The organism is Nonomuraea sp. NPDC046570, from assembly GCF_040645915.1.
Lineage (GTDB): Bacteria > Actinomycetota > Actinomycetes > Streptosporangiales > Streptosporangiaceae > Nonomuraea.
Genome location: NZ_JBEYZF010000077.1, coordinates 1 through 13,262, shown reverse-complemented (window position 1 = coordinate 13,262; position 13,262 = coordinate 1). Strand labels below are relative to the sequence as shown.

The 13,262-nt window shown below is 67.3% G+C and carries 12 protein-coding genes and 1 pseudogene; 7 read left to right on the top strand and 6 right to left on the bottom strand.

Going from position 1 to position 13,262, the window contains the following annotated elements; genetic code table 11:
* Positions 1 to 187: 187 nt before the first annotated feature.
* The gene (locus tag ABZ911_RS42140; protein ID WP_358070001.1) at positions 188 to 1,165 is read left to right on the top strand and encodes an integrase core domain-containing protein; all 978 of its coding nucleotides are present in this window, start codon (positions 188 to 190) and stop codon (positions 1,163 to 1,165) included.
* A 631-nt stretch (positions 1,166 to 1,796) separates the two neighbouring features.
* Here ABZ911_RS42140 and ABZ911_RS42135 read toward each other — a convergent pair.
* Complete coding sequence (locus ABZ911_RS42135; RefSeq protein WP_358069998.1) at positions 1,797 to 2,261, bottom strand: hypothetical protein; 465 nt, start codon at positions 2,259 to 2,261, stop codon at positions 1,797 to 1,799.
* Positions 2,198 to 2,914 (bottom strand): TetR/AcrR family transcriptional regulator C-terminal domain-containing protein, encoded by a 717-nt coding sequence (locus ABZ911_RS42130; RefSeq protein WP_358069995.1) that lies wholly within the window; start codon positions 2,912 to 2,914, stop codon positions 2,198 to 2,200. The genes ABZ911_RS42135 and ABZ911_RS42130 overlap by 64 nt, the downstream gene beginning before the upstream one ends.
* 109 nt (positions 2,915 to 3,023) lie before the next feature.
* Between ABZ911_RS42130 and ABZ911_RS42125 the strand changes: the two genes are divergently transcribed.
* From ABZ911_RS42125 to ABZ911_RS42115, 3 genes are read left to right on the top strand one after another with little or no spacing between them, the layout of a single operon-like run.
* A complete protein-coding gene (locus ABZ911_RS42125) occupies positions 3,024 to 3,605 on the top strand; it encodes an NAD(P)H-dependent oxidoreductase (RefSeq protein WP_358069992.1) in 582 nt (193 codons plus the stop codon).
* Between the two features lie 6 nt (positions 3,606 to 3,611).
* The gene (locus ABZ911_RS42120; RefSeq protein WP_358069989.1) at positions 3,612 to 5,096 is read left to right on the top strand and encodes an MDR family MFS transporter; all 1,485 of its coding nucleotides are present in this window, start codon (positions 3,612 to 3,614) and stop codon (positions 5,094 to 5,096) included.
* Positions 5,097 to 5,103: 7 nt separating this feature from the next.
* A complete protein-coding gene (locus ABZ911_RS42115; protein WP_358069986.1) occupies positions 5,104 to 5,448 on the top strand; it encodes a YciI family protein in 345 nt (114 codons plus the stop codon).
* 36 nt (positions 5,449 to 5,484) lie between these two features.
* On the opposite strand, the gene ABZ911_RS42110 is transcribed toward ABZ911_RS42115, so the two are convergent.
* Both ABZ911_RS42110 and ABZ911_RS42105 read right to left on the bottom strand, forming a co-directional pair.
* The gene (locus ABZ911_RS42110) at positions 5,485 to 6,825 is read right to left on the bottom strand and encodes an IS4 family transposase (RefSeq protein WP_358070004.1); all 1,341 of its coding nucleotides are present in this window, start codon (positions 6,823 to 6,825) and stop codon (positions 5,485 to 5,487) included.
* 436 nt (positions 6,826 to 7,261) lie between these two features.
* Positions 7,262 to 8,295: pseudogene (locus ABZ911_RS42105) on the bottom strand (IS5 family transposase).
* Between the two features lie 120 nt (positions 8,296 to 8,415).
* Here ABZ911_RS42105 and ABZ911_RS42100 point away from each other — a divergent pair.
* Positions 8,416 to 9,286 (top strand): IS5 family transposase gene (locus ABZ911_RS42100; protein WP_358069983.1). Its coding sequence is split into 2 segments (ribosomal slippage): positions 8,416 to 8,760 and positions 8,762 to 9,286, totalling 870 coding nucleotides; the frame shifts between segments, so codons are not numbered across the junction.
* 19 nt (positions 9,287 to 9,305) lie between these two features.
* On the opposite strand, the gene ABZ911_RS42095 is transcribed toward ABZ911_RS42100, so the two are convergent.
* Positions 9,306 to 9,911 carry an SMI1/KNR4 family protein gene (locus tag ABZ911_RS42095; RefSeq protein WP_358069980.1) on the bottom strand — a complete coding sequence of 202 codons (606 nt, stop codon included), beginning with the start codon at positions 9,909 to 9,911 and terminating at the stop codon, positions 9,306 to 9,308.
* Between the two features lie 510 nt (positions 9,912 to 10,421).
* Here ABZ911_RS42095 and ABZ911_RS42090 point away from each other — a divergent pair.
* A complete protein-coding gene (locus ABZ911_RS42090; RefSeq protein ID WP_358069977.1) occupies positions 10,422 to 11,429 on the top strand; it encodes an RNA polymerase subunit sigma-70 in 1,008 nt (335 codons plus the stop codon).
* Between the two features lie 317 nt (positions 11,430 to 11,746).
* On the opposite strand, the gene ABZ911_RS42085 is transcribed toward ABZ911_RS42090, so the two are convergent.
* Positions 11,747 to 12,313, bottom strand: coding sequence for a dihydrofolate reductase family protein (locus ABZ911_RS42085; protein WP_358069974.1), 567 nt, complete (start codon positions 12,311 to 12,313; stop codon positions 11,747 to 11,749).
* Positions 12,314 to 12,821: 508 nt separating this feature from the next.
* Here ABZ911_RS42085 and ABZ911_RS42080 point away from each other — a divergent pair.
* Positions 12,822 to 13,139: a hypothetical protein gene (locus tag ABZ911_RS42080; protein ID WP_358069972.1), complete on the top strand. Its 318-nt coding sequence runs from the start codon at positions 12,822 to 12,824 to the stop codon at positions 13,137 to 13,139.
* Positions 13,140 to 13,262: the final 123 nt, after the last annotated feature.

Sequence of the window (13,262 nt, the reverse complement as noted above, 5' to 3'; positions counted from 1 at the left end):
CGACATCAAGCCCGAGCCCGCTGGTTCCACCGCCGCGCTCGCCTGGCCACCGCATACACCCAGATCAGCTAACGAATGGCGGCTGCCGTACTAGGCTCAGCTCTCGTGCAGTTTCGTCTTGTGTATCTGCTGGTGGTTCGGGTGTTCGGCTGGCTGGTGCTACTTACTCGGGGGCGCCGCCAAAGAGGTGGAGATCTTGGTGTTGCGGCATGAGGTCGCGGTGCTGCGCCGTCAGGTCGCCCAGCCGAGGCCGGATTGGGCTGATCGGGCGCTGCTGGCCGCACTGGCCAGGCTGCTACCCGCTCGCCTTCGGCTGCATCGCATCGTGACACCCGGCACGCTGCTGGCCTGGCACCGCAGGATGGTCAAGAAGAAGTGGACCCACCCCGCCAAACACGGCCGGCCACTAATCTCTGAGGAGACCCGCGCCCTGATCCTCCGATTGGCGCAGGAGAATCCACGGTGGGGGCACCGACGCATCCGGGGCGAGCTACTCGGCCTTGGGTTCCGGGTGGGGGAGGGGACGGTCCGCCGGGTCCTGGCGGCGGCGGGGCTTGGGCCCGCACCGCGTCGGGCTGTACCGAGCTGGCGCCAATTCCTCCACTCGCAAGCCTCCGGCATCCTGGCGTGCGACTTTCTCCACGTCGATACGGTGTTCCTCAAACGCCTGTACGTGTTGTTCGTTATGGAGATCCAAACGCGGCGCGTGCACATCCTTGGTGTCACGGCTCATCCGACCGGCGCCTGGACAGCGCAGCAGGCGCGCAACCTACTGATGGACCTGGGCGGGCGAGCCGACGGGTTCAAGTTCCTGATCCGAGACAGGGACGGCAAATTCGGCGGAGGATTTGACGATGTGCTCGCCGGGGCGGACGTGCGCATCCTCAAGATGCCGCCGCGCTCGCCACGGGCGAATGCATTCGCCGAGCGGTTCGTCGGCACGCTCCGCCGCGAATGCCTCGATCATCTTCTGGTCCACGGTGAGCGGCACCTGCGACAGGTCCTGGTCGAGTACGAGCGCCACTACAACCAGCACCGGCCGCACCAGGCACTGTCGCTACGGCCACCCATGCATGATCCGGCCGAGGTTGTCGATCTCACGGCCCGAATACAGCGACGACAGACCGTCAGCGGTCTCATCAACGAGTATCGCCGAGCCGCATAGCCGATGTGAGGTCACAGGTCAGGCGTGTGGCGCGGTTTTGGCACCGCACAGGCGCTGGGGCGGGCGGCGGTGTTCACGGCGGCCTTTGTAGCCGGTCGGCGCACTACTGTCGCCCCCGGCCGTCCACGTCCGCGTCCACGGCGGCCGCCCCTCCCGCGCAGGACAGGGGTGATCACCGGCCGTCACCGACCGTGATGTTCCGCCGATTGTGCACTTTGTCTCGTCTCGCCACGTGTGTGGCCCCCGATTCGCGCAGGCGCGCGCGCCCGCGCGCGAGAGGCTGAGACATGGAGACGGTGAGACGGTTACCGACCGTTACCGTACGACGGTTAGAGCGGTGTGCCGTTCTCGTCCAGGAAGGCGGCCAGCGCGGCGTCGTCCAGGGCGGCAGCGGTCGCGAGCGTCGAGATGTGCGACGGCGCCGAAGCAGCTCTCGCCGCCATCCGGGACGCCGCCGCAGGTCAGCGGCAAGGTCCCGACGATGGCTGCGATTCGGTCACTGATCAGGCACGGCCCAGAACGCCGAAACCCCGGCCATTTATCGATGAACCTGACAGACACACCCGGTCATGATCGCGCCTCGCAGAACTATCCATTTCTGCGAACGCCGCCTGCCGCTCTGGCTCGGGGCTCAGCCACGCGGCGTGTGCATGATCACGGCGACGCCTACCAGGCAGACCAGTGCGCCGATGACGTCCCATCGGTCGGACGGAACCCGTCGACGACCATGCCTCAGCCCAGGGATCCGGCGACGAACACACCGCCGTAGGCGGCCAGAATGCGGCCGAAGTTGGCATCCGGGCGGCAGGGTGGTGACGAACCCGTACAGGCCCAGGGCGATGACGCCGGCGCCGATCCAGGCCAGGCCGTGCTCCAGATAGCGAAGGTTATCCCGCAACGCCTCAAGCGCCGTGCGCCGGCGAAGAGCTCCGCCTGCATCGTGGATCGTCGTATGGCGACAACTCGTCTGTCCGGTCTCACCCACGCCACGGGTTGGTCGCTGTCTGCTCGAGCCTCGATGCGGGGGCTTCCTCAAATGTTCAGGCGGGCGGCGATGCCGTCGAGGAGGCAGTTGAGGCCGAGGTCGAACTGCCATTGCCTGTCGTCCTTGCGGGCGGCGGTGCGCAGGTAGTGCTGGTAGGTGGGGTAATGGCCGGTGCGCATGTGCCAGGCTATGAGGGGGGCGAGCTCGGTGCGCAGTTCGTCGCCGCTGGACAGGCTCTGCTCGCTCATGAACGCATCGACGGCGCTGTCGTAACTCATGGCACCCTGCACGTAGGCGTCCACGCTGCGGAAGATGCCCATCATCGTGTCGGGGTCCAGGCCGAGGCCGTCGAGCGCCGTCAGAGACTGCTCGGCCACGGCCATGCGGCTGGGCGTCAGGGCGAGCTTGGTTTGCGGTGGGAGCTGAGCCAGCCACCGGTGCTCCAGCATCAGCTCGCGAGTGCCCACGGCCAGGGCGTGCAGGCTCTCCCGCCAGCCGAGACCGCCGGGCAGGCGCATGCCTGCGTAGACGTGGTCGACCATGAGTTCCAGCAGGTCGTCCTTGCCTGAAACGTAGCGGTAGGGCGCCATGGGAGCGACGCCCAGTTCTGTGGCCAGGCGGCGCATGGTGATGGCCTCCAGGCCCTCGGCGTCGGCGACCGCAACAGCGGCCATGGCGATGCGCTGGGGAGACAACGTCTGGCGGGGGGCCGGTGCGGGCCGTTCCAGCCGTTCCCACAGCGGTGCGCTCCTGTCGGTGGCCATGCCGTCCCCCTTCTCCTCGCCTGCCGGTACAACGTACCGGAAGTAGACATCGTACACTCGTCTGTGTACGTTGTATCCGATCGATACAGCGTACACAAAAGGAAGACAAGTGTTCAAGATCGCCGTCATTCTCGGCAGCACCCGTGAGGGACGCTTCGGCCCCGCCGTGGCGAACTGGCTGCTGGACCACCTCCATCAGCGCAACGACATGAGCGCAGACCTGATCGACTTGGTCGAAACCCCGCTGCCGACCATCTTGCCGGTGCTTGGCCAGCCACCAGCCTCTCAAGAGGACAGGGATCTGCTGGCGGCCGTCTCGCCGCGCCTGGCGTCGGCCGACGCCTTCGTCATCGTGACGCCCGAGTACAACCACAGCTTCCCGGCCGCGCTGAAGAACGCCATCGACTGGCACGGCATCGAATGGCAGGCCAAGCCCGTCGCGTTCGTCTCCTACGGCGCCTTCTCCGCCGGGCTGCGCGCGATCGAGCAACTCCGGCTCGTCCTGGCCGAACTGCACGCCGTCACCCTCCGTGACAGCGTCGGCCTGCAACATCCGTGGGCGCAGTTCGACGGCGACGGCAAGGCCCTCGACCCGGCCGCCGACGCCGCCGCCAAGGTCATGCTGGACCGGCTCGCCTGGTGGGCGCACGCGCTGCGCGAGGCCAGGACCGCCCGCCCCTACACCGTCTGAGGCGCCATGACACGCCTGGGCGTCTTCGGGCTGCTGACCGGCATGTTCCTGGCCATGCTCGACGGCCTGATCGTGGGCACCGCGCTGCCCACCATCGCCGGCGACCTCGGTGGCCTGGACCAGTTGCCGGGAGTGGTGACCGCGTACATGCTGGCAGCCGCGGCGACCACCCCGATCTGGGGCAAAGTCGGCGACCTACTCGGCCGCAAGGCCACCTTCGTCTGCTCCATCGCGCTGTTCCTGGCCGGATCCGCGCTGTGCGGCCTGGCCCAGACCATGCCGCAGCTCATCGCCTTCCGCGCCGTGCAGGGGCTCGGCGCGGGCGGGCTCATGGTCGGCGCGCTGGCCATCATCGGCGTGCTGGTCCCACCCCGCGACAGCGGCCGGCTGCAGTCGATGATCGGCGCCATCATGCCCGTCGCCTACGTCGGCGGGCCGCTGCTGGGCGGGCTGCTCACCGACCACCTCAGCTGGCGCTGGACCTTCTACGTCAATCTGCCCGTCGGTGCTGTCGCCCTGCTGCTCATCGCCACCCGGATCCACCTTCCACCCACGGAACGGGGCCGGCCGCGCATCGATTACGCCGGAGCCGTACTGCTGACCGTCGCCATCGTGGCCCTGACCCTGCTGGCGGGCGGCACCCCCTGGCCTTGGGCGCTCGGCGCGATCGGCGCGTTCGCCCTGGCCGCGTTCGTGGCCGTCGAACGCCGCACCGCCGAGCCGATCATCCCGCCCCGACTGTTCGCCGACCGGAACTTCACCCTCGCCCAGGTCCTGAGCATCCTGGTCGGCGCGGTGATGCTCACCGTCACCAACTACCTGCCGCAGTACCTGCAGCTCGTGCAGGGTTCCTCCCCGGCGGCCAGCGGCATGCTGTTGCTCCCGCTGATGTTCGGCATGCTCGGCGCCCAGTTGCTCACCGGCCGCCTCATCAGCGCAAACGGCCGCTACCGCAGCTACCCAATCCTCGGCGCAGCCCTCATGGCCGGCGGCGCGCTGGCACTGTTCCCCCTTGACGGAGACACCCCCGTTGCGCTCGCCTCGGCCCTGACCCTCCCCATCGGAGCAGGCCTGGGCCTGGTGCTGCAGAGCACCACCCTGATCACCATGAACAGCGCCGACCCACGCGACATGGGCGCGGCCAGCGGCACCCTCACGCTGCTGCGCACCATCGGCGGCTCGCTCGGCATCGCCCTGCTGGGCACCCTGTACGCCGCTCAGGTACGCGGCGATCTGGCCTCCCACCTGGGACCGGCCGCCACCGACCGGCTGACCACGCAAGGCGACCTCACCCCCACCCTGCTGCCGGACCTGCCCGCCCAGGTGGCCGACGCGGTCCGGCTCGCCGTCACCGGAGGCCTGCACGTCATCCTCATCGGCGCCGCCGCAGTGTCCGTCGCCGCCTTCACCATCGCCTGGCTGATCCGCGAAACCCCGCTCCGCACCGGCCCCGCCGACGACCCCGTCCCTGTCGCAACCCCTGATAGATAGGCTCGACATGCAATTCTTCTGTTACCACCGTGACCGGCCCGGCTCCGCGGCACTGCGCGAGGAACTGGTGGAGGAGCACTGGTCCTACATGGACCGCTACGCGGCGCAGCTGATCGCCTGCGGCCCGACCCTCGACGGCGACACGGCCACCGGCAGCACGCATATCGTCGACCTGCCGGACCTGGCCGCCGCGCGGGCGTTCGCCTTCGACGAGCCCAACTTTCAGGCCGGCGTGTACCGGGACGTGATGCTGCGCTGTTGGCGCAACGTGCTGGGACGCACCATGTGGGACTTTCCCGGTGGCCGCGAAGGCGGCAACCGCTATCTGGTTCTGGGCCTCGGCGCGGGCTAGCCCCAATGCCGTTTAGTTTGGCGTTGCGCCTGATTGTCAAGGCTCGGGCGGCATATGGATGTCGATGCTGATGGTGGCCTTGTAGCTGGTCCGATCGATGGTGCCGCGGGCGTTGTATTTGGAGATGGCGCGTTTGACGACGCGTGGGCTGGTGCGGATACGGCGTTCGGGCATGAGGTGGGCCAGGACCTGGCGCCCGATCGTGCCGATCAGGTCGATGACGGTGCCGGCGATGACGCCGGCGGTCTGGATCACCTGGTCGCGGGCGGTGTTGAGGGCGACAGTGAAGCTGGCTCGGTCAGGGGCGATGCCGGGGTGGGCCGCTGTGGCGTCGGTCATGGCCATGCGCAGCACCTGGTAGGTGGTCAGCAGAGCGTAGATCTCCTGACGAACGCCCTCGGGAGTACGGGCCGGTAGGACCCGGCTGCCCAGGATCGTTGATTTGATCTCCAGGTAGGCCGTCTCGATCTCCCACCGGTGGTGGTAGAGAGTGACCAGGTCGGCAGCGGGATAGCGGTGCGAGTCGGTCAGGCTGGTCACCAGCCGGTAGCTGCCGGTGCGGCGGCCTGCGGTGGTGGAGATGCCGATCACGCACTCGATGACCCGTACCGGCAGGCCGCCCAGCATGGACAGGTAGGAGCCGTCCGGGCAGCGGCGCAGGACGGGCAGGCGGCGGTGTTGCTTGACCCGTACCAGGACCTGGGCCCCGGTCCCGGTGATGGCGCTGATCAGTGCCTGGACGGCGAAGTTGCGGTCCAGCAGAACGATCATGCCCTCGCGCAGGCTGGTCAACAGACGGGGCGCGTAGCCGGTCTCGCCGGTCGAGGTCGGCCCGAAGACCGCATCCAGGAGGGTGCGGGCGCCACAGCACACCAACACCAGCAGGCGCAGCTGCGGGTAGCCTGATCCGCCGTGATTGCCGCGATGCTTGGTGAAGGCGGTCAGGTTGGCGGGGCTGTCGGGCACGGTCATGGTCGTCCCGTCAATCGCGCAGACCAGCAGCCCTCGCCAGCGCGCGCCCGGGATGGCGATGCCCAGGACCGGGCCGCGCACCAGATCGAACAGCCACCGCAGGGGCTTGACCCCGACGCGCCGCCGAGCCTGTGCCAGGGCTGCGGCGGTGGGCGTGGCCACCGGCAGGTCGCCGAGTCCCGCCCTCAGCCGCTGCCAGACCTGCATCCAGCCCATCTCGGCGAACAGGCAGCCGGCCAGTAGCAGGTAAACCACCACCCGGGACGGCAGGTCCCGGATCCGGGTCTGCACGCTGAGCGTTTCCGCCAGCGCCTCATCGACCATGTCGAACGGGATCATTTGCGTCAACTCGCCGAGATGTCCTGGAGCGAAAGCCCCAGAAGCCACGACAACTTCGCCAGGCATGACAGACTGGACGTCCAACGGAGCTCCTACCGAACTGTGATCTTGGTCGACACTGTTCTAGCAGGAGCTCTGTTGTCATTTCCGCTGATTTGACAGCACCAAGAGATCGTTAACTAAGCGGCCTTGGGGCTAGCCCGCCGACCTCGTTCCACCGTCCCACCGGCGGGACGACTTGATCGCCTACGGGCCGCTGTTGTCCGACGACGGCGTCACCTGGCTGGGCACGGCAGCCCTGATCCGGTCGACGGACCGGGACACGGCCCGCACAGTCCTGGCCACGGACCGGTATGCCGGTATCGAAGTTCACGATTGGGAGTTCGGCGGACGACGATGATCAGCATGCGGTCATCACTGGCAACCCTCGCTGATGAAACGGGAGGCACCGACGAGCTTGGTGACCTACCAGGCCGGAACCCCTGGAAGCCGCCATCGGCAGTTATAGATCTAGGGCGTGTATTGGGTCGTGATCAACAGTGGGTCGGGTGAGATCTCTGATCCATATCAGTGAAGCGCGCAGGTGGAGGCCTGCGAGGTAACTGCCGGAGGTCTTGTCGTAGCGGGTGGCGATGCCTCGCCAGGCCTTCAGTTTGTTGATCAGACGCTCGACGGTGTTCCTCTCCTGGTAGAGGCCGGCGTCGTGACCGACGGGTCGTCCGCCTCTGGAGCCCTTCTTCTTCCGGTTGGCGGCCTGGTCTATCTTCTCCGGGATGACGGCTTTGATGCCGCGTCTGCGCAGGTGGGTGCGGTTGCCGCGCGAGGAGTAGGCCTTGTCGCCTGCGACGGCGCCGGGCCGAGTGCGAGGGCGGCCGAGGGGACCTGGAACCCGTATCTTCCTCAGCACGGGGATGAACTGCGGGCTGTCGGCGGCCTGTCCGGCGGTCAAGACGAACGCCAGCGGACGGCATCTGCGGTCGGCGGCCAGATGGATCTTGCTGGTCTGCCCGCCCCGGGAACGACCGAGCAAGGCGGCCTTCAGCCGGAGCTTGCGGCGGCGCCGCAGGCATCCCCGCTTGTCCCCTTCGGGATCCGCTTCGGCGTCTGGTCCGTTTTGTTCTTCGCGGTCGCCCCCTTTGACCTGGCCTTCTCCTCCTCGACAGCAGCCTTCTCCAGGGCGGCGAGCACGTCCTGGCTCATGTGCATCCCGGCAGCGTCGTGGTGAGCGCGCGCAGTGGTGGAGTCGATGCTGACCAGGGACAGGTCCACCTGGCCTCGCTTGGCGGCTTCGGTGATCAGGCCCTCCAGCAGGGCCTGGAACACGCTGGCGTCACGCCACTGCCGGAAGCGGTTGGAGACGGTCGGCCAGGCGCCGAACTCCTGCGGCATCTCCCGCCACTGAGCGCCGGTCCTGAACCGCCAGATCACGCCCTCGAACTGCAGGCGCAGACGCTCGGGGTAGGGCCCGTACTCGCCGATCGGCAGGTACGGCCCGATGAACTCCCACTCTTCGTCTGTCATTTGCACTCGCGTCACACATGAAGGTCTACCGGTCCAGGATCCGCCATAGGGGCGCATTCACATGTTGATCACGACCCAATACGCGCCCTAGGGCCTGTTGCGAAAGTCGATCAAGGTCGTAGATGATCAAACGCCGTGGGGCGCGGAGATCTGACAAACAGCCAGTGGGCGCGGCTTGAGCCGTTGCTGCCTTCGGGCAAGAAGCGGGGCCGGCCGCCGACCTGGACGCGTCGACAGCTGATCGACGGCATACGGTGGCGGACCAGGACCGGTGCACCATGGCGGGACGTTCCGGAGCGGTACGGGCCATGGGACCGGGCCTACGACCTGTTCCGACGCTGGCAGCGCGACGGCACCTGGAAGCGGATATTCGAGCAGTTGCAGGCCGAAGCCGACGCACAGGGCCTCGTCACGTGGGACGTCAGTGTGGACTCCACCATCGCCAGGGCGCACCAGCACGCCGCCGGGGCGCGGAAAAGGGGCACTGCAGAAGGAACCTCCCGGTGGCGTCGACACCGAGCCCGACGATCACGGCCTCGGGCGTTCGCGCGGCGGGCTGACCACCAAGCTGCACCTGGCGGTCGAGCAGGGACAGAAGCCGCTGTCACTGCTCGTCACCGCCGGCCACCAGCACGACAGCCCGCAGTTCCAGCCAGTCCTGGAGGCCATCCGGGTGCCTCGGATCGGTCCCGGCCGGCCGCGGACCCGCCCGGACAAGGCCCGGGCTGATAAGGCCTACGGCTCCCGCGAGAACCGCGCCTACCTGCGCAGACGCGGCATCGGCTGCACGATCCCGGAGGCCGATCAAGTCCGCAACCGCAAGAAGCGCGGTTCGCGAGGTGGCCGGCCGCCGAAGTTCGACAAGATCGACTACCGTGAGCGCCATGCGGTGGAGTGCGGAATCAACCGGCTGAAGAGGCACCGAGCCGTGGCCACGAGATACGACAAGTTGGCCGTCCGCTATGAGGCGACCGCACTGGTCGCTGCCATCAACGAGTGGCTGTGACCAGCACTCGCGACAGGCCCTAGTGGTTGGCTGATCGTGGCAACCCGGAGTCGGGGTCCAATCCCGCTTTCCAGCGCTTCTGTGCTTCGAGCCAGTGCACGTAGCGCGGCGAGGCGTCACGCAGGTCGATGCTGAGGGGGTAGGGGTCGTACTCGTCCAGGAGCAGCATGCGGAGGAATTCGACCATGCCACAGGGGAAGAGTGTGAAGTCCTCGTGGGTGTGTCGGCCGCAGACCAGGACGGGCCACTGGTCGGGGTCGGGGTCGGTGGTCAGCCAGCACAGGATGTCGGGGCCCGAGGTGATGCCCCAGGCGAGGATGTGGTTCGGGTCGATGTCGAGGCCTTCTTGACCGCCCAGCATCTCCCAGGTGTAACGGGCGTTCTCCGTCTCCTCTTCGAAGGTCCCGGGGTCCCACTGGATGTATTCCTTGGGCAACGGCATGAGGATGCCGACCTCGGCGAACGAGCCGGCGCCATAGATGGACATGAAGGCCATGTAGTCACGCGGGAACCGCGTGCCCCACCGCGCCTCTGCTGCCGACCAGTCGATTCCCTCGTCCGCGCCGAGATCTGAAGGCAGGATCTTGGTCAGCGCTGCGATACCTGTCGGGTCTTCCACGGCCATCCCTTCGACGACGTGGCCGGGAGTCTACGAGGTCACACCGACACAACCCCGCAACGGGTCAGACGCACCAGCGAGTATGCCCAGCACTTTCGCAACAGGCCCTAGTTGGGGTCCCGGTAGTAATGGCTGTGAATCCAACGATGTTGCCGCTGACCTGCGGAGACTCCTTGGGAAACACGATCACTGGACGGCGGGCCAAGCTCCATCCACGCAGGTCAGACCCATATCCGTTGGATTCTCCGCGATTGCTACCGGGACTCCGAGAACACCAGCCTGCTGGCCCAGATGATCGCCGACCTGGAAGCCCGGCTCACCGAGCCGGCGGCGCCTTGACCACGGGGACCCCACCTCGACATCGAGGGTGTGCCCGACCCGGAGCACGTCCCCTGGATCGACCCGACCCACCCGGCCTGACGAACGGCCTGGTGTCAGCGGCTTCACCGATCAGAAATCCTCCGCCACGTCGTCAGTTCTGGTAGCCCCTCGCCACCTGCGGAAGGATTGACGACCATGACCGACGCCAGACTGCTAGGCGACGACGAGGCCGCGTTCATCGCGGCGGCCCGCTCAAATGACGCAGCACAGTTCGCGCTCATCACGGAGCGCTACCGGCGTGAGCTGCAGGTGCACTGCTACCGGATGCTCGCGAACTACGAGGACGCCCAGGACATGACGCAGGAGACGTTCCTGCGGGTGTGGAACAAGCGGGAGTCGTTCAAGGGCCACGCTGCGCTGCGGACCTGGCTGTACCGGATCGCGACGAACGCCTGCCTCGACTTCCTGGAGAAGCGCAACGACCGCACACCCGTACCATCCGAGCTGCCGGACCCCGGCTCCGAGGTGCTGTACCTGCAGCCCTACCCGGACCGGATGCTCCCGGAGGACCCGCAGGAATCGGTGGTGGCACGGGAGACGATCGAGCTGGCGTTCATCGTCGCCGTCCAGCACCTGCCGCCGCGGCAGCGGGCGGTGTTCATCTTGCGCGACGTCCTAGGCTGGCCGGCGTCGAAGGCCGCCGACGCCCTCGAGCTGACCGTCGCATCGGTGACCAGCGCACTGCAGCGGGCGCGCGTGACGATGCGCGAGCAGCTACCCGACCGCCGCCTCGACTGGCGGAGACCCGCCACCCACGAGCTGTCGGATGACGAGCGCGGCGTGGTGAAGTCGTATATCGACGCCCATGAGCGCAACGACCTCGACGGGCTGATGTCCCTACTGCGCGACGACCTGCGCTTCGCGATGCTGCCCGAGCTGGGCACCTTGATCATGACGGCCAAAGACGCGGTGGACGGCTGGGTCTCCGGTGGGCTCTTCCAGCGCGGCTACGACGACTGGCGCTGTATCACCACGACGGTCAACCGCATGCCTGCCGCCGTGCTGTACCTCCGCACCCCCGGCGACCCGGAATACCGTTTGTTGAACATCGCGGTCCTGCACATCGTCGACGGGAAGATCGCCGAGCTCACCGGATTCGACGCCACCGACAAACCATGGCTGGGCCTGCCCCCGACACTGTGATCAGACAAGTCCCCATCGTCGACGAATCCAGCGCACGGGCCGCCGTCACCGAAGTCACCGCGGAATGAGCACCCCGACCAGCTAAACACCAACGCGGCAACTCGAACACCACCGCCCCGCCGGCGTTGCCGGCGGGGCATCCGAAGAACATCGTCATGATCAACGACGCCGTCGTCCTCATCTCCAGCGAGTCGGTCAACAGCTCACTCGGAACGCAAGGAAGGGCCGGGAAAAGGTTCCCTCATAGCCGAGGGTCACGGTGAGCACGCCAGGAAGGATTTCGACCCGGCCTCACGAGCCGAGCATTTGGCCCGTGCTCATCGCCTCGTCTCGTATCGGGTCAGCACCACGCCGCCGGGAAACGTCCGGGTCTCCACCAGGGTCAGGTTCACCCAGTTGTCCAGGGCTGTGAAGAACGGTGTGCCGCCGCCCACCAGGACCGGATGGGTGACGATCGCGTACTCGTCGATCAGCCCGGCCCGCATGGCCGCCGCGGCGAGTGTGGCGCCGCCGTCGTCGGCCTTGAGCCTGGTGATCTCGGTGACCGCGTCGCCGGTGACCAGACGGGTGTTCCAGTCGACCGTGCTGGTCGTAGAGGAGAACACCACCTTCGGCATGTCCCGCCAGCGGCCGGCGAACTCGATCACCGCCGGTGTGGCACCCGGCTGCTTGTCGGCGGTCGGCCAGCTGGAGCTCATCGTCTCCCACAGCTTGCGCCCGTACAGCGCCAGGCCCGTCGCGTCCACCCGGTCGGACCACCACTGGAACAGCTCGTCGCTCGGCGATGAGTCCGGTCCCTCCCCCCCACTCCAGCCGAGGTCGTCGCCGGTCGCGGCGATGTAGCCGTCCAGGGTCACGTTCATGCCGAAGATCAGTTTCCGCATCGTGCCAGCCTCTCGTGAGTCGATCTCACACGTACAGACGGGCGCGGCGCGGAAACCTAATCGGTGCGCGATCTGCGTCCGCAGATAGTCCCCCGGGTTCCGGACTCAGCACGGCGTACCCGGCGGGCTCGAGCACCACCCACCGGATCTCGATTTCACCCTCGCACGGGCAGCGGCGCACCCATGGCCAACTCTCCCCGACCGCTGCTGCCGTCGGACGGGAAGGCCTTCCCCGGCCACCTGCAACAGCGGCTGTCTGCTTTCGCAGAAGCGTTGCGGTAGCGCTCGACGCGCTCGCGTGCGCGAGCAGGAGTGTGAGCGATCTGGGTCCCCGAACGCCTGGTCCCACAGCTACAGCGCCAGGCCCTCTCACCGCGCTGGAGATCGCCAAGCAGCTCCCGACGCTGGGCATCTCGCTCGGCGACCAGCGGCCGCACGTGCGCGGCAAGATCCGCGAGTACCTACATCCAGCAGCGCCGACCCCACTATCCCAGCCACCGTCATCCTGTTGCGCTATCCCACTGCGGCCCTGTTCGCCGAAGCGCTGATGTACGACCTGCCCGAAGGGCGAGCGCTGCCCGGCAACGTCACCCTCTTCTACTTCCCCCGCTGCCCCGACAGCAGATCGGGGATGTTGATGCGGTTCGCCGGCCCGGTCACCGATGACCTGCGCAACCTCACCCACAAGATCCGCCATCACCTGGCGGACATGCGTCACCTCGGGCAGGTCATCGCCGACCACCTGCCCGAACTAGAGGGCCTGTCTCAGAGGGCGTTGTGTGAGTTGATGTCCATGATGTCGTACTGTGATCGAGTGGATTTGTAGCGTTACCGCCGGTTGGTGGGCTCGGATCTGCTGGGATGGCCGGGTGAGTGAGCGCAAGCCGTACTCGAGCGACTTATCCGACGAGCAATGGGCGTTGATTGAGCCGGTCATCACGGCGTGGAA